Source organism: Robertmurraya sp., from assembly GCF_036676585.1.
Taxonomy (GTDB): domain Bacteria; phylum Bacillota; class Bacilli; order Bacillales; family Cytobacillaceae; genus Robertmurraya_A.
In genome coordinates, this window is record NZ_JAKFCQ010000163.1 from 18,735 (window position 1) to 38,025 (window position 19,291).

Consider the following 19,291-nt stretch of genomic DNA (forward strand, 5'->3'; position numbering starts at 1 on the left):
ACAAAATCGGGGAAATCTCTTGCGTTTTTCTCCCTAATTTGGCATTCTTAAGTTAAGTTATCAGAATATTTTACATATTAATGTATAGGATGAAACCAAATGCCACCTAGATTCGTCTAATATATAATCTTCAAATATTTGTTATCAGATTAATATGGCTTTTTCTGTTATAATAGGATGATATAGATATTTATTTACTTTTTCTCACTTCTTATTTTGTTTGAAATATTTTAAATATATTTTTCAGGAGGTAATCTATGTACGAAATTAAAGATAAAGAAAAATTATTTATTTACACTGGTCCTGATGGTTCTGGAAGAAAAACGATTGCTAAAATGGTTGCTACTGCTTTTGACATGGAAACAGTTCTTTCTTATACCACTCGTTCACCACGTCATTACGAACAAAATGGAGAAGATTATCATTTTATTGATGAAGCCACCTTCAAGAAAATGGAGGACAATGGAGAATTTCTTGAGAGCGTAGAAATCGATGGTTTCCATTACGGAATACGTGAAGAAGATATTGTTAAAGCCTTTGAATCACATAATCTGGTTTATTTGACACTCAATCCTGAAGGTACTGAAAAATTAAAGGAAATGTATGGTGATCGTGTTATGCGTTTCTTCATTTATGCAGATCGTGATACGGTTATCTCCCGTCAAAAGGAACGTCAGGACAATGAGGAAGTTATTAACCGCCATATGTCTCATTATGATGAAACCATGGCTTATAAAAATAACTGTGAGCATGCATTTGAAAACTATGATTCACCACAAACTTCTTTCCGCATCAGTGAAGTAATTGAAGCTTTCCTTGATAGAGACTTCGTTGTGACAGATTATTAATATGAAATAAAGGACGATTGAAATGTATTCAATCGTCCTTTTTTCATATGTTTCTGCTACTCTTTATCCTTAGACAAGCTCTCTAAAAGTGCTATCGGAATATTTAATTTTTTCCCACTAGCATTTAAAAGGTTAAGCTCATTTTCTATGTCATCATCGTTATCCAGCTTACGAATTTCTTCATGTAAAACTTCCATTTTTTTGTCTAACATCGCTACTGTATCTGCAGCGTTTTTCAGTTCTTTTGATAAATAAGAGGGAACTTCGTTATCAAATTTATAATAAATCTTATGTTCAAGACTTGCCCAGAAATCCATCCCAATGGTACGGATTTGCACTTCCACATATACATTTTCAATGCCATTTGACATAAAAACTGGAATTTTCACGATTAAATGCAAGCTTTGATAGCCATTTGGTTTAGGATGATTAATATAATCCTTCTTTTCTACTACTTCAATATCGCTTTGGTTCTCCAGCATTCTACTTATCTCAAAAATATCAGAAATAAAGGAGCAGGTAATCCGAATTCCCGCAATATCTTTAATGTTTTCCTTTATACTTGGCAATGATAAATCTAGATTTTTTCTTTGTACCTTTTTAAGAATACTTTCTGGTGATTTGATTCTAGATTTCACATGTTCAATGGGGCTGTAATCATGAATATATTGAAATTCCTGCTTTAAAATATCGATTTTCGTATTTAACTCATCAATACCAAATTGATATAGCATCATAAATCTTGTTAATTCGTTTTTAAACTTTTTTAGTAGCTTTAAGTCTAGTGCTTGATTGGAACTCATCGGTTCTATTTCACCCTTTAAGAAAGAAGTATTTAACCCGAGTTAAATGTACACCTCTTCACAAACATTGTCAATTTAAAACACAAGGACGAATTTTCTCACACTGTCTTAATAAAGTCTTTCCTTGTAGCTTTCTTTCAGCCCTTCCTCTACCGTCTTAGCAGTCGTATTCGGTAAATTCACATGGTCAGAAATGATAGAAGCCACGGAAGGCAATAATCCTTTCTCCTGCCATGAAGACGGATCCCATAAACCTGATCGAATAAATGCTTTTGCACAATGAATAAAACACTCTTCCACCTCAACAGCAATACCTACTAACGGCGCCTTTCCCTTTACCGCCATAGTCTCCAGTATTTCCGGATCTTTTATCAGGGTAGCCTGTCCGTTTACCCGCAATGTCTCACCCAAACCAGGGATGAAAAAGATCAAGCCCACTCGTGGGTTAGATAAAATATTGCGCATAGAGTCCATTCGCTTGTTCCCAGGTCTTTCAGGGATGACTAACTGATTTTCATTTAATACGTGTACAAATCCAGGTAAATCTCCCCTCGGTGACACATCACAATCCCCTTCCTTGTCAGACGTGGATAATACTAAAAAAGGCGACTTTGAAATAAAATCTCTACAATGGTAATCAATAGTAGAAATGGTCTTGTTTTTTACCAGTTCACTTGGAAACCCCATCATCGATCGAAGTTCATCCTCTGTACAAATCGTTTCTTTATAAGTAATTTTTTTCATCGTATCCAACACCCCTTTTATCTATAGTGTAATTGCATAATTTGAAATTGTAAAAAAATACCCTTACATATAAAAATGCAAGGGCTAAACTATTAGTATCTAGGCTTGGTTTTGTTCTATCTGTTTTTTCATTTTCTTCCTTTTCTTCATTGCTTTAAGCAAGAAACCACCTTTAAAAGTTTTTGGTTCATAGGCAATTATAAATGCATTCGGTTCATATTGCTGAATCATGTCGTATAAACCTTCTTCTTGGTTTCTCTTCGTTAATACCTCTAACTTATATCGAATCGCTTCGATTCCCTCACCTTCGTAAACAGTCACGCCATATCCATCTTTCCGAAGCTGATCAACGAGGTTCATATTTTTATTGGTTAAAATCACTTGAATCGTTGTATATCCAATTGCTAATGCTTCTTCAATCATGGATCCAATGATGATACCTAATCCAAATCCAATGGCATACACAATCATCACAGCTACATTTTGCTCCCCATTAAATACGATCGATAGTCCGAATATGTATATGAGTGCCTCAAGTAACCCTAAAAATGCTGCCTGCATTCTTAACCCTTTTACTAGGAAAATGGTTCTCAGTGTAAAGGTTGGAACGTAAATTAACTGAAGAACTAGTACGAGAATAATATCTTTAACCATACATATTCCTCCTTTCATTGTCACTCTGCACAGTCTAACGAAAAAATGGGTTTCTGTAAATCCCCTAGTTTTCCTTTTTAAATCATTGTCTTTTCTACCTTTTCCCTAGTAAGATTGGAAGCAAACCTACATAAGGAAAGCTTGCCCCTATAAGAGACAAGCGTTTCTTGTGACACTTAATTGGCTTCGTCCGCCTTCACTGTTTGATTTCGTCCATTCCCTTTTGCTCGGTATAAGGCTTGGTCAATCAAATTAAATAACTCATTGTGATGGCTGGCGGTGTTTGGCATATTTCCGACACCAATTGAAATCGTGACTACCTTACCTATGGGACTGATTGTTTCTTCTGTTGTTTTCCTTATTCGTTCAGCAATTTGGTAAGCTTCTTCTATAGTAGTATTCGGTAGGAGAATCAAAAACTCTTCTCCACCGTAACGGAAACTAATGTCACATTCTCTTGTTTGATTACGAATAAGGTCTGATAAGAATTTTAAAACTTCATCCCCCATTAAATGTCCTGCTTTATTAACTCGATAGAAGGTTGAATATATGAATTTTTAGGAGTCTGGCTCACAATTCCCCATTCGCTCGTTTTTACATATGCATAACCAGCCAGCATTCTAATTCCTTTCGAGTTTGTTATTTCAATGTTACCATCTTTACCCTCTACCACACGTTTGACGGCACCATTTTCTATAACATTATCACCAATTCGATTTTTCTCTGGATGAAAGATGATATTCCCTTCTGAATCCACTACGTACACATATGAATCGACTGCATGCTTCGGATGAAGACTTAAAGTATCTTTGATGCTATTGTCTTCACTTAAATATATCGTTCCACCAAGAAAACCGAAGTACTCTCCCTTATCATCAAATACTGGTATAGAGATGAGGATTATTAGTTTATTCGTCACTTTGCTTATATATGGCTGGGAGATCAGCGGCATTTTCTTGTTAATGGCTTCATTTACTCCAATAGTATCAATCTTTACTCCTTCTAAATCAAAATGTGGAGCAGAGCGGACAATTTTTCCTTCTTTATCGACTAAAAAAACTGAATTAAAAAAGTTTGTTGAAGTTAATACTCACCTTAAGCGTTTGCAACATATTTCGAAAAAGTAAATCTGTTGTGTCTGCCAGCTTTTCTGCGTACACTTGATTTTCACTTATTCACTTAAATAGCCTTTTTCTCCGCATAGATGTAATATTTTCTGTGTCAGTTTCTATATCGGACAAAATCCGACAATTTTCATGTCTAACCTGTGAAAATCGTAAGTATTTTTTACCGGAAAACCTTGGAGGGTACATCAAAGATTTGCCACAATGAAAGGATAAATAAAATAGAAATAGCCCATGCTAAAATTGGTCTACGATGATGTACCCATAATATAGTAAACATCATCATATTGAATGCAATAGACCACTTGAAACTCCAACCATTAGAGTATTGAATGAGACCTGATTTATAGTCGATCCCTTCATTGATCATGTACAAACAAGTCCATCCTAATATGTAAAAAATCTGTTTGCTACGTGTGCCTGGGAATTTGGATAAATAGATGAGTGCTGTGGCAGGGTATTTAATTATCATGATGGAAAATGAAATATGTGTATTCGTGAGTCCTGCTTGTTTGTCGATTTCAGGTGGATGGTATCGCCACATAGGATAGAGATCTGATAATAAATACAAATAGAGAAAATCTCCTATGATAAAAAAAAGAATGGTTGGGTAGTATTTTTGCCAATTTTTCCAATCGCCCCATTTCCACATAGCAAAAATCCAGGCGGACGCATAGAGTACATTTACCATAACCGAGCATCTCCTATTTAGAGACATTTTTTAGGAGGATTCCCCTATGTTTCGAGTTTCTCCATAATAAGGAACTTTTACACAGCAAATAGCACAGTTGACTCACTGTGCTATTCTTCGGATGGAAATTCGGCACGCTTTCCCAATATCTTACTGACCTTTTCTGCTAAAATTAAAACTATTGCAGGGAATGTAATATAAAAATATGGATCCCACCAAACAAAAATGTGTAGGATTCCGGTAAATATCAAGAAACGGGTAATAAAAAACAGGCTGATTATTAAAAAGATATATTTAAGCCATCTATATCTTATCTTCCATTTTGCTAAGGCCGATATAGTTAGACTTGAACATATATAGTAAATGGCTGCAAATGCATTGGTATCCTGAAACACATTTTCATACCATCCCAAATCGTAATAACGATTGGATAAAAACATGAGGGGAAGCATGTGAATCGTTCCTAAAATGGGACTAACAATCAAGAACAATAATAAAAAGTGGCGAATTCCCTTTTGTTTATTCAATAACCACCGGTACAATAATTTGATGATTGGAAAATATACAAATAATAATCCAAAAAAGGTAAACTCATTTCTCCACCAATTATGTTTATAGATGGAAAGCTCTTCGAACAACCATTCAATACCAATGAGCATTAGTGAAAAGAACAATGACCATTTCCAATTTTTTCTGAAAGTTGCTAGAAAAACTGCGATAACTGGTAAGACAAATGCATTAGAAGCAATCGCTCCAAGATTACTATCATATGTAGGATTATTAGTAAGAAAACGTGGGTAATACACGTAACTATGCAGAAAGTTATAAATAACACCCTCAACGATATAACCGAACCCAATAGCCGCTAACAATAATAAGAAAACAGGCTGATTCCTCTTTTTATAGTAAGTATATAAGAAAAGAAAGCTACTTGCGGCCACTAACGCAATATACCAGACGGAATGATAATTAATAAGTGACCACTCCTTCTCTATTCTCTTACTATACAGTATTCCAAATTTCGACAAAATTCATCATGGAATCATACAATTTTCCCATTAAATTTGGTTTTTTTTATTTTCTTGGGATGATATAGCCATTTTGGATTTTTTGAAATCCAATTTTCGGGTAATAATCCATGGCTATCGGTGATGCTAAAAGGATTAAAGAAATTTCTTCTCCTAACCGTTCGTGAACGCGTCTCACGAGTTCTTTTCCAATCCCCTGATTCTGGTAGTCTCGATCAACGGCTAAATCTGATAAATAGCAGCAGTAACTAAAATCGGTAATGGCTCTCGCAATACCAACAAGCCTCCTTCCGTCCCATGCTGTCACAGTAATATCTGCTTGGTCGATCATTATTTGTAGTCTAGGCAGGTCCTCAACAGGTCTTCTTATGCCAGATTTACTAAAAACGTTTGCCAGTTCCTCTGCAGTAATTTTTCTACTTTCTTCATAGTGTATTGTAATCATGTTTCATTCCTCCTTTTTTATTATTTTACTCATCCGCTGGCCATCTCCAAAGTGCCAGATATGTTATAATTAACCATGCCAGATTGAATAGAAGGAGGAGATAAATATCCTTGAAATTACAGTAACTTTAGATCCAGATCATGCGGAGCCACTTTACCTACAGCTTTATACTTTTTTTAAAAAAGAAATGGTTGAAGGGAGACTGATTCCAGAAACAAAATTGCCTTCAAAAAGAAAGCTCTCAATACATTTGGGAATCAGTCAAACAACCGTTGAAACAGCTTATCAACAGTTAATCGCGGAAGGTTATGTCAAAAGTGAACCGCGAAAGGGATTGTTTGTCACTGAACTGGAAATGGATATGCAACCGATCGAAAAAGAACACACCGAAGAACGTGACAGCCCTCAAAAGGTACCTAAAGCAAATCCCATAAAAGTGGATTTTGGCCACGGAAACATTGCATTAAATGAGTTTCCGTTTACTACCTGGCGTAAACTGACTGTACAAAGCCTTTATGAAGATGAGAGCCATCTCTTATTAAGTGGCGATCGGCAAGGGGACTTCCCTCTTCGTGTCGAAATCGCCAAGTATTTATACCAATCGCGTGGAGTTAGATGTGAACCTAATCAAATCTTAATTGGCGCTGGCACACAATATATGGTTACCTTTCTATCGATGCTCATTGGACGAGAAAGAGTCTATGCAATGGAGAATCCGGGCTTTCACCGCTCGCGGGAGGCGTTTAAGGACCAAGGTGTCAAACTTCTCGGAATTAATCTAGATCAAGATGGTATTAAAATGGAAGATTTGAGAGACAGTGAGGCAACCGTAGTGTATGTGACCCCCTCGCATCAGTTTCCATTGGGAATGGTGATGCCAATCTCACGCAGAATGGAACTATTAAAATGGGCAAAGGAAACGGATAGTTATATTATTGAGGATGATTACGACGGAGAATTTCGCCATACAGGAAGACCCATTCCTTCGCTACAAGGTCTTGATCATCAGGGGAGAGTTATCTATCTTGGAACCTTTTCAAAATCATTGATTCCTTCTTTAAGAATTAGCTTTATGGTGCTTCCTCCTCCCCTTCTTTCAAGATATCAAAATCGCTTTTCCATTTATAAGCAGACCGTATCAAGACTGCATCAACAAACTTTGTATCTGTTTATGAAAGAAGGTCACTGGAGTCGTCATTTACAGAAAATGCGAACCACCTATAGAAGAAAACAATCCACCTTGCTCTCTCTTATCACAGAGAAATTCGGAAAACACGTAACAGTGATTGGAGTTGATTCTGGATTACATATTTTACTCGAGGTACATAACAACATGACCGAAAGCGAATTAATTAGCAATGCTGAAAAAGTCGGCGTTAGGGTGTATCCTACTTCCGTTTATTATGACAGCAATAGCCTGCCGCTTACGCCAAAGGTATTGGTCGGATATGGTGGAGTAACTGAAAGCGAAATTTATACCGGGATTAACCTACTACATACAGCTTGGGAGCTATTTTAGCTCCTGCTGTATTTTATTGATTAAAGCCTGATAGAACGATTGATCATGAGGGACAAATTGTTCCTTGCCAACAAATTTTACATAAAAATATCTCTCTCCATTTTCCACTTCAAAGCCCTGCATTGGAATGTGCTCCGTTTCATCCCTCCAAAGAGCAGAAAAATCCTTAAACTTCATTCGGTATATACCTGCGACCTCTTCTTCTTGTAGAACAAACGAATCGAATGGGACATTTTTTCTATGTAAAAATACATGAGCCAACTCATTATCTAGTAAGGGCTCCATTTTAACAGAATACTTGAGGATTCCTAGAGATATCAGCTCCTCCATATGAACAGTCAACCCTATCTCCTCTTTCACCTCTCGTATTCCATCTTCTACTGTTTCATTAGCAAGTAAATGGCCGGCGGCGGTAATATCTAAAAGGTGCGGATAATCTTTTTTCTTTGGGCTTCGAAGCTGAAGAAATATATAATCGATCCCTTTTTCCTTCTCCATCAACCAATAATGAAACGTCTCGTGCCAATATCCTTTTTCATGTATTTCAGCCCGTGTGGCAACTCCAATTGGTTCATGCTCTTCATTAAAAATCCGCAGCAATTCTGTCTCCATAACAACTCTCCTCTTGAGTGAAATCATACATTCATATTATCACAAAAAAAGCTTGAGGATTTCCTCAAGCCTCTACTATAGCTTTAGCTGTTTGGCGATAATATTCTTCATAATCTCCGTGGAACCAGCGTAAATACTGGCAACAGGAATGTCACGATATCGCCTAGCTATCTCGTATTCTTCCATATACCCGTAGCCGCCGTGAAGCTGCAAACATTCGGCTGCGACGCGCTTGGCCATTTCACTAATCCACCACTTGGCCATCGACACTTCCTTAACAATCGAATCTCCATTCACATGGCGTTCGACCAGCTGATTCACATACACTCTTCCTAGATCAATTTCCGTCGCCATTTCTGCAATTTTAAACTGAGTGTTCTGGAATTTACTTATCGATTGACCAAATGCTTGGCGATTTTTCACATAGTCGATCGTTAATTCAAGCATTACTTCCGCTTCAATCTGGCATTGTAGAGCGACAACTAAGCGCTCCTGCTGTAGATTTTCCATTAAATAATAAAAGCCTTTTCCTTCTTCACCAAGTAAATTACTTACTGGGACTTTTGCATCCTCAAAAATTAGCTCACCAGTATCTCCACTATGGATACCAATTTTATCTAGTTTCTTACCTCTTTTAAAACCAGGTGTCCCCTCTTCCACGACAAGTAAGCTAATCCCTTTATGAGCAGGTGAAGCTTTCGAGTCTGTCTTACACACAATCACCACAAGGTCTGCTTCTGTTCCATTCGTAATAAATGTTTTTTCTCCATTAACGATGAAAAAGTCTCCGTCCCTTCTCGCCGTCGTTCGTATGGCAGCTAAATCTGAACCTGCACCTGGCTCTGTCATTGCAATGGCTGATATTATTTGTCCACTGATAAAGCCAGGTAACCATTTTTCCTTTTGCTCTTCCGTTCCTAATTGCTCAATGTAAGGGCTTACGATTTCAGAGTGTAAACAAATACCGCTAGCAACTCCCTGTCCTACCTTTTCTAGCTCTTCAATTAATATCATTGCATACGAAAAATCCAACCCTAAGCCACCATATTTCTCATCAATACACGGACACAAAAAACCATTTTCACCAAGCTTGATCCAAAATTCCTTTGGTATGTGGCGTTTGTCTTCCCATAGTTTAAAGGATGGATAGGCTTCCTTTTCAAGCATTTTGTGTAGAGCCTTTCTAAACATATCATGATCATCTGTTAAAAAAGAAGCTTTCATTGAAATGCAGCCCCCTTTCATTAATGAAACCTTGAAGTCAATTCATTCTTATTACCTCCGCTTCAGGTTTATTACTATTTCAGCATTTCTTTCGTTATGATATATTAGCTGATAGCAACTAGATTTAGGAGGAAACGTTATTGACTAGAAAGACCCCGATTATTACCATCATGATTACCCTTGTACTTATGTCCATCCTTCCTTTCCAGGCATTGGCGCATAACGGATCAAGAGATGAGCTTGGAGGACATTTCCGAAGAGCTGATTGTGTGTACTTATTACATGAGCCAACGGAGCTTGCTAAAAGCGCCACCAATATGTCAGAGCTCATCACTTTAATTAAAAAGCATAATAGTAACTCATGTGCGAGTGGATTAACCGAAAGCAAAGTGGACCTTGAAGGGTATACTTTTTCAAAAAGTGTGGTTGCTTCCACATCGACTTCAACAAATATTCCATTGGAATTAGGGAAGACGTACAATGCCACATTAGAAAAATGTACAGACGGTGACACTGCTACATTTTCAATTAACGGATCTTCCTATAAAACCAGACTTTTATACATTGATACACCGGAAAGCACGAACGAACAGGAACCTTACGGAAAAGAAGCAAGTGACTACTCGTGTTCCTTGTTACAAAAAGGACAAATAACCATCGAAACCGATGGACCTTCCCTTTATGACAAATATGACCGGTTGTTAGCTTGGGTGTTTGTTGATGGCAAGCTTCACCAGGAGGAAATTACGAAGGCTGGCTTAGTCGAGGATTTTTACGATTATGGTACCTATAAGTACGAAAACCGCATCGAAGCGGCAATGCTCGAGGCCAAATCCAATGGTGTTGGATTGTACTCCGTAAATAAAGAAGTAGCGAATATTCAAGAGGATGCTTCTAAGGAAGTAGCGGCAACTGCCAGTTCGGAAAAGAATGACTCTTCCACTGAGGAAAATTTGGAGCAAGCACAAGCGATTGGTAGAGAGCAAAGCAGTGGTTCCACAGGAATAGGGGTCTTTGCTTTAGCAACAGTATTTCTCTTTTTTATGTTTCCATGTTTCAGCAGGAAAAGAGGAATTGAACCCCTTCTTATTCATAAAATGTGGACAAAAAACCTTTGGGTCAATGCCTTGTTGCTATTCCCCATATATACTGCTTTATTTTTCTTAGTGCTAGTTATCCTAATCGTTGAAGTAATTCGATTTATTAAGATAAGAAAATGACCACCCAAAATGGTGGTCATTTTCTCTATGCAGCCACGTCTCTTTTCTTGAAAACGAAAAAGGCTAAACTATGGAAAAGGACAAAATAAACGACAAGCATGAGAACAGAAAAAGTTAATGTCATCCCATCTACTATTGGCATTCCTTCAAAATACTGCATAAGATCTGTGTTCGCAAACAAAATATACTTTGCCCACTCAAACTTCATAGCAATTAAATTCGTAAATTGAGCCCCGGTAAACATAAGGAAGATCGACAATCCGATAGCAAGTGAGCTGTTTCTGAATACTGCAGAAATCATAAAAGCCATGGTCGAAAGCATAATCATGCTAATCGAGTTTAATCCATAAAATTTAATCAGGTGAAAAATCATCGATTCTTCCGTTACTTTGCCATCATAGTAATTTAAATAAGGTGTTGCGTGTTCTGGCATTCCAAATGCGATCCATCCGACTAGAGTGGAAAAGGCAAATAGTAGAGTCAGCATAAGTAGTGCAAAAGAAATTACAGTTGTATACTTTGCTAAAAGGATTTTTGCCCGGCTGGTTGGTCGAATAAGAAGCAATTTGATTGTGCCCCAGTTAAATTCAGACGCCACGATTCCCGCTGCTACAATAATTGTAAATAATCCTGCTAGTTGGATTAAACTTGATGCATCTTGAACAAAGCTCCATATAGCATATTCCCCATTCGGAGCGAGATTATGATCCAAACGATATTCATTAATGGCAATACTTTTCTCCAAATATTTTCTTTGCCCCTGTGGAGCATTCTCCATCTGTGCAAGACTTTGCTTCTGTTCAGCAATAGTAGTTTGGATTTCCTGCTGCCAGTTCGGATTTAACTTCACATCTTGATTCTCGTATTTAATGATTCCACCCATAAGGACAATGGTTACTAATAAAAGACTCATCATCACAAATGTTCCTGGACGTTTAAAAATTTTCATCCACTCATTTTGTAATAACTTAAGCATGGAGGGATACCTCTCTTTCTTCTGTTACTTCAAGGAAACGTTCCTCTAATGATTTGGTTACTTCCTTTATTCCAAATATGTCTATATTTTCGCTGGCTAACCTATTTACAACGGATGGAATCTCCTCTTTCTTAATACTGCAAGTAAAACCTGTTTCACCTCTTCGTCCCGCAATACCCATTGTCTGAAAAATGGCTAGAGCTTTTTCAATTGGAGCAACGTCAAATTCAATCTCCTGGTCAACACCATTTCTAAAATCTTGAATGGTTTGGACGTCAACAAGCTTTCCCTTTTGAAGAATAGCAATTCGATCGCACATCATCTCCATCTCAGAAAGCAAGTGACTAGAAACGATTACGGCTAATCCCTTTTCTCTTGTTAACATTTTAAGATGGTCTCTCATTTCGCGAATTCCTGCAGGGTCAAGTCCATTTGTTGGTTCATCAAGTATTAAGACTTCTGGTTCATGTAAAAGTGCCTGTGCAACTCCTAATCTTTGACGCATCCCAAGTGAATAATTCTTAACTTTGTCATGGATTCGATCAGATAAGTTAACGAGCTTAACGACCTCATCAATCTTCTCTTTATTGACTTGATTGGACAATCTGGCAAAATGAATAAGATTTTCATAGCCTGTTAAAAATTTGTACATCTCTGGATTCTCAACAATAGCACCTACTTGACTCACCGCTTGCTCAAAATTAGATTGAATGCTATGGCCTCCGATTTTTATATCACCTGAGGTCATCCCGATTAACCCGACCATCATACGGATTGTGGTCGTTTTACCCGCACCGTTTGGTCCAAGAAAACCAAACACCTCCCCTTTATTGACTTCAAAGCTTAGAGAGTCAATAATTGTTTTCCCTTTAATAGTCTTCGTCACATTTTGTAACTGAACGATACCTGTCATCTACGTTACACCTTCCATCTCATATGATCTGTATTTATCATACTTGGAAAAAGAAGGAGAGCCCACGAGCCCCCGCAGTAGTTTTAACTAAGACTTTAGACGTAAAAAGAGAAGAACTTGGTTTTTAACACGCAAAAAAGCGCAGGAGTAACCCATGCGCTTCTTCATCCTCTAATATTCTTTTAGAAATTGCATCTCCGAAATGACTCGTACTCCGTTTCTGATCAACAAAGCTGCTGTTACACCGTGCCCTTCGACTTTTTCACCTGTAAAGGTACCATCATAGATTTTCTCGCTTCCACATGATGGACTGTTCTCCTTCAATACGACTACTGTTGCTTGGATTTTTCTGATAACATCAAGTGTTTCATTGGCCCCTCTAATAAAAGCGTCTGTCACGTCCGTTCCCTTGCAATCTATGACCTTAGCCTTTCCATCCAGCACATCTTCTCCACTACCACCAACAATTTCAGCTGGCTCCCTGGGAGTTTCTAGTCCGCCTAGCAATTCAGGGCATACAGTGATTGCTTTCTTTTCACTTACTAGTTTATGTATTTTTTCTTCTAAGGAGCTAAGCCCATTATATCGAACTGGCAATCCTGCTAAACACGCACTAACGACAATCATATTCCACCCCAAGACTCAACTTTTATATGACAGGTTATAACGTTATCTTGAACATTTAAAATCTTGTGCCCGTTTCTTTTAATACATCACTTGCAGAAGGTAAGATAATTTGAACTGTAGTCCCTTTATTTACTTCACTTTCTATTTGAAGTTGACCTTTATGGTTCTCTATAATCTTATAACAAGTCATTAAACCTAGCCCTGTCCCCTTTTCCTTTGTTGTGTAAAAAGGTTCACCGAGCTTCGGGATCCGTTCTTTTGGTATACCCACACCTTGATCAGCGATTTGAATGAGTACTCCTTTTACTTTACCCTTTTTAACCTTTAAGTCAATGGTTCCTCCATTTGGCATCGCCTCAGTAGCATTCTTAAGTATATTTAGAAATACTTGCTTTAACTGATTTTCATCACAATAAACATATGGGAGATTACTTTCATATTCCATACCTATTTGGATATTGCTAAGGATTGTTTGAGTTTGAATTAATGTTACAACATCATTTATCAGCTTTTTTACGTCACGCTCCTGCATCGCTGTCGTGGTAGGTTTCGAGAGAAATAAAAACTCTCCTACAATACCATTGATCCGATCTAATTCTGATAGAACGATATCATAATACACATTTTGATCTTGATCCCCTTTAAACAATTGAACGAACCCACGAATAGAAGTTAAAGGATTCCTAATTTCATGAGCAATCCCCGCTGCCATTTGTCCCAAAAGGGCGAGTTTTTCTGATTTTTGTAGTAATTGATCTGTCTGCTCATTCTTCTCCGTAATATCCTTACCAATAGAAAGAACAGCCTCTACACCTTCAAAAATAATTTTTAGTGATGACACCTCAAAATCCATCGTAGTTCCATCTTGTCGTTTCAACTTGTATTCAATGCTTTTCAAAGGTTTAATTCCACTTGATGCAGCTTTCGTCCTCTTTTTCAATTGATCTGCATACTTAGGCGTAACGAGTTCTAAAGTTGGTTTACCAATTAATGCTTCACGATTAGGAGCACGAAACATGGTAACCGCTAGATCATTTACGTAAATGACCCGCTGATCTTTATGTATAATAATTGTGCTAGGTAGAGAGTCTAATAAATTCTTATAACTCTTCTCACTTATTCTAGCAATCTTTTCAAAATACTTTGCCTTATCATACTGCCTTCCCAGGAACCATGCTAGTGCCCCATAGAAGAGGAGCTCGACGGTGAAGACGCTCTCTCCATGAGAGAAATTATGGTAAGTGGTTATTCCTAATGTGAAAAATACAAAAGTGATTTGACCCCAGATTTTCATAAGCTTGCCTCTATAATGGATTTTTTACTGTTATCATATCATAGAAATTATTGGGGAAAATTGAATTCTTTGAAAAATTTTTTATGGTAAAACATCCCAAAAATATTTATCCTTAGTTTTATTTTGTGCTGAACTGCCATCCTCTTTCTAGTAGTGCCAATCGAAGCTGTTCGATTGCTTTCGGGCCCATTCCATGTAGCTTAGCAAGTTCTTCTTCTTCAACCTCAGTCAATTGTTCTAATTGGGAAAAACCTGCACCTTTTAATGCCCTTATAGCCGGTTTGGCAAGTTTAGGAAACTCAGTCTTTTTACCACTCATCATTTTGTCCCCCTATTCCTCTCATTCTTTAGTTCCTACTTAATCTCACGGTAGTTAATGATATAATATAATTAACTACCGTAAATTGGAAGTGACACTATGCCAGATTGGTCTTACCATCCTCTCTTCAAATCACTGCTATTCCGAATGCCAGGAACCATGGGGCGTGAATTCATCCATAAGGGAATGAATAAAATTGCAAATCTTCCTGGTGGTCCTTCTCTTATTGAGTTTTTGGGACATATGAAACCATCACTCTATCTTCAAAAAACGCTATTTGGACTCTCATTTTCTAATCCTGTTGGTTTAAGTGGTCGAATTGATCCACAGCTTTCTGGGACAAATGCCTTTTCCAATCTTGGCTTTGGTTTTATTGAAATTGGACCTGTAACATTGGAAGCACAGCATCCGAATGTTGCTCCAACATATGATCGTAAAAGCCAAAACATCCTCTTCCCGATTGGGGATGAATCGATTGGATTGAGAGAAACCATTGTTAAAATAGGACCACTAGGTAATACAAGAAAACCAATACTTTTCCGGATTTCAAAAAGTAGTAGCTTTCAAGAATGTGAGTATCTTCTTAAAAGCTTGATACCATATGGTGATATTTTTATCTTTGAGAACTCTTTTCACGAGGAACAGTGGAAACAATTAAAGAGGGTCTCTTCATCAAAACCAATCCTACTTTCAATTCCTGCTCATTTATGTTTGGGATTCCCAATTTCTTCTTTTGTAAAGGAGCAATGGATTGACGGGATTATTATTGAAGAAAGGTTTCAGGATAATGGAGAGTATCGAGAATATCCTCAACATTCCTTTCCAATGATGCTAGAAGCGCTTCAGAAGATAAAAAAGGACACTCCAAGAGGCTTTCCTGTAATCATTTCTGGTGGCATATATGAACCACAGGACGCTTTTGCCTTTTTTGAAGCTGGAGCGGATTTGGTTATGGTTACAGGTGGGTATGTGTTAGCTGGACCTGGCTTACCAAAACGAATAAATGAAGGATTACTAAAAGAAGAATTCAATCACCCTTCGAATATTGGTTGGCTTTCGTACTGGCTTTTCGGTCTTATCATGTTAATCGCAGGAGTGATTACCTTACTGATCAGTATGACAGTTGTTATGCTTCCATATGACGAAGCTTTTATCCAACTAAGTCGTGAACAACTGCAAATAATCAATCCAAGAATTCTTTCCTTCATGACTCATGATCGAATGACCTTAGCCGGTACGATGATATCAGGTGGTTTTTTATATATGCAACTGGCAAAGCATGGTGTAAGGAAAGGGTATCATTGGGCCAAACGTGCAATTGATATTGGGGGAATTACTGGTTTTATCGGGATTCTCTTATTTATCGGTTACGGGTATTTTGATTGGCTACATGGGCTGTTATGGCTGTTCCTTTTTCCTTTCTTCTTTATAGGATTTCGAAACACAAAACATATTCGGGAAACCTCTTACTCTCGGAATTTAACAAATCATCATGCCTGGAGGAGAAGTTTATGGGGACAGCTTTCTTTTGTGATTCTGGGGGTATCCTTTGTAATCGGGGGACTGTTAATTTCTATCATTGGTGCCACAAATGTATTTGTTGCAACTGACCTTGTGTATATTTGTATGTCACCTGAACAGCTTGAATCCATAACGAATAAACTCATACCTGTCATTGCCCATGATCGAGCTGGGTTCGGCAGTGCTTTGCTAAGTGTCGGTTTACTCGTTCTAATGCTTTCACTATGGGGTTTTCATGAAGGAGACAGATGGGTTTGGGTTACCTTTTTAGTTGGAGGAACACCTGCATTCATCTCTGGCATTGCTACCCATTTTGTCATCGGCTATACCACATTTCTTCACTTACTTCCTGCCTATTTTGCGCTATTTTTATTTTTAGTAGGAATCATATGCTCAAAAGACTATTTATGTAAAAAAGAGGGTGTCCTTAATGAATAACTTTGGGCACCCTCTTCTTTTCTTAACTTGGTTCAACGTGAACATGTACATTATATACATCATATTCACTAATTAGTTTTTCTTCTACTTTACTAGAGATATCATGTGCTGTTCGGATATTTAAGTTTTCGTTTACTACGATAATAATATCAACGACTGTATTATTTCCGTAATTTCTTGCACGAATATCCTTAATTCCGGCTACTCCGGTAGTATTTAAAATGCTTTCCTTATATTCCTCAATTAGCTGCTCATCAAACCCATCAGTTAATTGATGAGAGGAATCATAAAAAATATCATAGGCTGTTTTACATATTAGAAGCCCAACAATAATAGCTGCTAATGGATCTAGCCAAGGCAGTTGAAATTGTGAACCTATTATTCCAATGGCTGCTCCTATACTCACCCATGCATCTGATAAATTATCCTTAGCTGCCGCGAGTACAGATTGACTTTTCACTCTCTGCGAAAGTGCTTTATTATATCGATAGACAAAATACATGACGATTGCACATAGAAGTCCGGTCCACGCCGCTAGCATGTCTGGAACCACCAATTCATCTGAGAAGATTGAAACAACTGCTTTATGTAATACGTTTAATCCTACTGCCACCATAATAAAAGAAGCAACCAATGACGCAATATTCTCCGCCTTCCAATGGCCATATGGATGATCTTCATCTGGTGGTTTTTGAGACATTCTTAATCCTATCCATACAGCGATTGAAGCAATTATATCTGTCAAGTTATTAAACCCATCAGCCTTTAACGCCTCAGACTGGGCAGAAAATCCAATAAGTAATTTGATTATAGAAAGGCAAATATAAGCAGCGATACTGATCATTGCCCCACGCTCGCCTAGCCTTAACTGTTCATATCTTTCTTTGTCCATATTCACACCTCCGAGCCCAAAACCTCCTTTATAAGGATAACAATCGAAAGTTGGGTGGGTCTACAGCAACCTTTTTTCATCTCTTTATATAAATGTTGAATATCCAAAATTGTTTCTCATGGTAAAATTCCCGGTACTACATAAGAAGAAGTAAATTTTAACATAAAAAATGCCCAAGACAAACTTGTCCCGAGCTCAAGGTATTTAATCTATTGAATTATGGCAACAAACTTTGTTGCGTCCAGTTTTTTTCGCTACATACAAAGCTTTATCCGCATCCTCTATTAGCATGCTTGGGTTGTCCGTTGTATCTTTATAAGATGCGACCCCAATGGATACCGTTACCTTTATCACTCCACCACCTGATAAGGGAAACTCCGTATTTTCAACCGTTTTTCTGATATGCTCCGCAATATCCATTGCTCTTGCGACAGAAGTATCCGGCAGAAGGATGGTAAACTCCTCTCCTCCATTCCGGCTAACGATGTCAAAGTTTCTGGTACTAACGGTTAATAACGTTCCTAGTCGCTTTAAAACCAGGTCCCCTTCCGAGTGACCATAAGTATCATTTATTTTTTTAAAGAAATCAATATCAATATAAAGGAGAGAAAAACTTTGAATACTTTTATTCAATTCGTTAAGCAATGAGTTAAATACTTCATCAAATTTCCGAACATTATTTAACCCCGTCAATCCATCCGTTGTAGACTCCGATTTATATTTTTCCAGTAAAAACTGACTTTTTCTAATAAAATCTAGAATATAAAAAGATAGAAAACCTGCTATATATGAAATGATCCAATATAGGGGGATCAATTTGACTAGTAAAGAAAGGTCATTTACTAAATAAATAATCACAAAGGTAAAAATAATATTGGAAAACGTAAGCATCCATATAACCTTGTTTTTCTTGGATATCCTTTGTGAAGAAATCAAAATAGAAAATAAAGTAATAAGAACCATAAGAATGACAGATGCATACGCAGAGGTATTCACGCCAATAAAAAAACGACCTATAATGACTAATACCATCCCAATGAAAGCCGGCAAAGAACCACCAAAAAACGCGAGCAAAATAATCGGAATATGTCTTAGATCAACGATTGTTGTATCTATTCGAATGCCGTATTGCATGAGAATATTAGAAAACAACCCACCAACTACACCCAACAAAATTTTTCTCAGAAAGGTGGAGTCTTTTGTTAGAGGGCTCGTCGAAAAGATATGTGAGTATAGGAATAGTAAAGAAACAACAATAGCTAAATTCGTAAACAAATCTTTAATCATCAACAATTTTATCACCATAAAGTACCATACCATATTTTTCATCATTGCAAAATATGAAACACTACTTTTCTACCATAAAGTTTAACCTAATTACTTCACCAATGTTTGGTTA

The 19,291-nt window shown here is 37.3% G+C and carries 20 protein-coding genes and 1 pseudogene; 4 read left to right on the forward strand and 17 right to left on the reverse strand.

All coding sequences use genetic code 11. The features are described from left to right. The first annotated feature begins 257 nt into the window (after positions 1–257). Complete coding sequence (locus ACGLXV_RS20245; protein WP_391560097.1) at positions 258–848, forward strand: guanylate kinase; 591 nt, start codon at positions 258–260, stop codon at positions 846–848. 56 nt (positions 849–904) lie between these two features. Here ACGLXV_RS20245 and ACGLXV_RS20250 read toward each other — a convergent pair whose 3' ends face one another. From ACGLXV_RS20250 to ACGLXV_RS20285, 8 genes and pseudogenes are all read right to left on the reverse strand, one after another. After that, positions 905–1,651, reverse strand: coding sequence for a GTP pyrophosphokinase (locus tag ACGLXV_RS20250; RefSeq protein WP_391560098.1), 747 nt, complete (start codon positions 1,649–1,651; stop codon positions 905–907). Positions 1,652–1,759: 108 nt separating this feature from the next. Further along, entirely contained in the window at positions 1,760–2,395 is a 636-nt protein-coding gene (locus ACGLXV_RS20255; protein WP_391560099.1) for a pyridoxamine 5'-phosphate oxidase family protein, read from the reverse strand. A gap of 99 nt (positions 2,396–2,494) precedes the next feature. Further along, a complete protein-coding gene (locus ACGLXV_RS20260; protein WP_391560100.1) occupies positions 2,495–3,049 on the reverse strand; it encodes a DUF2179 domain-containing protein in 555 nt (184 codons plus the stop codon). A 176-nt stretch (positions 3,050–3,225) separates the two neighbouring features. Then, positions 3,226–3,558: a GGDEF domain-containing protein gene (locus ACGLXV_RS20265; protein WP_391560101.1), complete on the reverse strand. Its 333-nt coding sequence runs from the start codon at positions 3,556–3,558 to the stop codon at positions 3,226–3,228. Continuing rightward, positions 3,558–4,118, reverse strand: a pseudogene (locus ACGLXV_RS20270) (cache domain-containing protein); the annotation flags it as partial. The gene ACGLXV_RS20265 and the pseudogene ACGLXV_RS20270, both read right to left, overlap by 1 nt. Before the next feature lie 218 nt (positions 4,119–4,336). Further along, positions 4,337–4,864 carry a CBO0543 family protein gene (locus tag ACGLXV_RS20275; RefSeq protein WP_391560102.1) on the reverse strand — a complete coding sequence of 176 codons (528 nt, stop codon included), beginning with the start codon at positions 4,862–4,864 and terminating at the stop codon, positions 4,337–4,339. Positions 4,865–4,974: 110 nt separating this feature from the next. Next, positions 4,975–5,892 (reverse strand): hypothetical protein, encoded by a 918-nt coding sequence (locus ACGLXV_RS20280; RefSeq protein ID WP_391560103.1) that lies wholly within the window; start codon positions 5,890–5,892, stop codon positions 4,975–4,977. Between the two features lie 46 nt (positions 5,893–5,938). Then, entirely contained in the window at positions 5,939–6,334 is a 396-nt protein-coding gene (locus ACGLXV_RS20285) for a GNAT family N-acetyltransferase (protein WP_391560115.1), read from the reverse strand. A gap of 118 nt (positions 6,335–6,452) precedes the next feature. On the opposite strand from ACGLXV_RS20285, the gene pdxR reads away from it, so the two are divergent. Further along, a complete protein-coding gene (gene pdxR / locus ACGLXV_RS20290) occupies positions 6,453–7,856 on the forward strand; it encodes a MocR-like pyridoxine biosynthesis transcription factor PdxR (protein WP_391560116.1) in 1,404 nt (467 codons plus the stop codon). Here the strand turns inward: pdxR and ACGLXV_RS20295 are convergent. Both ACGLXV_RS20295 and ACGLXV_RS20300 read right to left on the reverse strand, forming a co-directional pair. Continuing rightward, complete coding sequence (locus ACGLXV_RS20295) at positions 7,848–8,468, reverse strand: NUDIX hydrolase (RefSeq protein ID WP_391560104.1); 621 nt, start codon at positions 8,466–8,468, stop codon at positions 7,848–7,850. The genes pdxR and ACGLXV_RS20295 overlap by 9 nt on opposite strands. Positions 8,469–8,543: 75 nt before the next feature. After that, complete coding sequence (locus tag ACGLXV_RS20300; RefSeq protein WP_391560105.1) at positions 8,544–9,692, reverse strand: acyl-CoA dehydrogenase family protein; 1,149 nt, start codon at positions 9,690–9,692, stop codon at positions 8,544–8,546. A gap of 140 nt (positions 9,693–9,832) precedes the next feature. On the opposite strand from ACGLXV_RS20300, the gene ACGLXV_RS20305 reads away from it, so the two are divergent. Beyond that, a complete protein-coding gene (locus ACGLXV_RS20305; RefSeq protein ID WP_391560106.1) occupies positions 9,833–10,912 on the forward strand; it encodes a thermonuclease family protein in 1,080 nt (359 codons plus the stop codon). Between the two features lie 25 nt (positions 10,913–10,937). Here ACGLXV_RS20305 and ACGLXV_RS20310 read toward each other — a convergent pair whose 3' ends face one another. The 5 genes from ACGLXV_RS20310 to ACGLXV_RS20330 all read right to left on the reverse strand — a co-directional run bounded on the left by ACGLXV_RS20310 (position 10,938) and on the right by ACGLXV_RS20330 (position 15,044). Next, on the reverse strand, positions 10,938–11,888 hold the full coding sequence (locus ACGLXV_RS20310) for an ABC transporter permease (RefSeq protein WP_391560107.1): 951 nt from the start codon (positions 11,886–11,888) through the stop codon (positions 10,938–10,940). Next, on the reverse strand, positions 11,881–12,801 hold the full coding sequence (locus ACGLXV_RS20315; protein ID WP_391560108.1) for an ABC transporter ATP-binding protein: 921 nt from the start codon (positions 12,799–12,801) through the stop codon (positions 11,881–11,883). Before ACGLXV_RS20315 ends, ACGLXV_RS20310 begins: the two co-directional genes overlap by 8 nt. A gap of 171 nt (positions 12,802–12,972) precedes the next feature. Continuing rightward, entirely contained in the window at positions 12,973–13,428 is a 456-nt protein-coding gene (locus ACGLXV_RS20320; protein WP_391560109.1) for a 2-thiouracil desulfurase family protein, read from the reverse strand. Between the two features lie 55 nt (positions 13,429–13,483). Beyond that, positions 13,484–14,722 (reverse strand): ATP-binding protein, encoded by a 1,239-nt coding sequence (locus ACGLXV_RS20325; protein ID WP_391560110.1) that lies wholly within the window; start codon positions 14,720–14,722, stop codon positions 13,484–13,486. 118 nt (positions 14,723–14,840) lie between these two features. Beyond that, the gene (locus ACGLXV_RS20330) at positions 14,841–15,044 is read right to left on the reverse strand and encodes a helix-hairpin-helix domain-containing protein (protein WP_391560111.1); all 204 of its coding nucleotides are present in this window, start codon (positions 15,042–15,044) and stop codon (positions 14,841–14,843) included. A gap of 96 nt (positions 15,045–15,140) precedes the next feature. Here ACGLXV_RS20330 and ACGLXV_RS20335 point away from each other — a divergent pair, with 96 nt between their 5' ends. Further along, positions 15,141–17,000, forward strand: coding sequence for a beta/alpha barrel domain-containing protein (locus ACGLXV_RS20335; protein WP_391560112.1), 1,860 nt, complete (start codon positions 15,141–15,143; stop codon positions 16,998–17,000). A 22-nt stretch (positions 17,001–17,022) separates the two neighbouring features. Here ACGLXV_RS20335 and ACGLXV_RS20340 read toward each other — a convergent pair whose 3' ends face one another. Both ACGLXV_RS20340 and ACGLXV_RS20345 read right to left on the reverse strand, forming a co-directional pair. Then, a complete protein-coding gene (locus ACGLXV_RS20340; RefSeq protein ID WP_391560113.1) occupies positions 17,023–17,892 on the reverse strand; it encodes a cation diffusion facilitator family transporter in 870 nt (289 codons plus the stop codon). 204 nt (positions 17,893–18,096) lie between these two features. Further along, positions 18,097–19,179 carry a GGDEF domain-containing protein gene (locus ACGLXV_RS20345; RefSeq protein WP_391560117.1) on the reverse strand — a complete coding sequence of 361 codons (1,083 nt, stop codon included), beginning with the start codon at positions 19,177–19,179 and terminating at the stop codon, positions 18,097–18,099. Positions 19,180–19,291 lie beyond the last annotated feature (112 nt).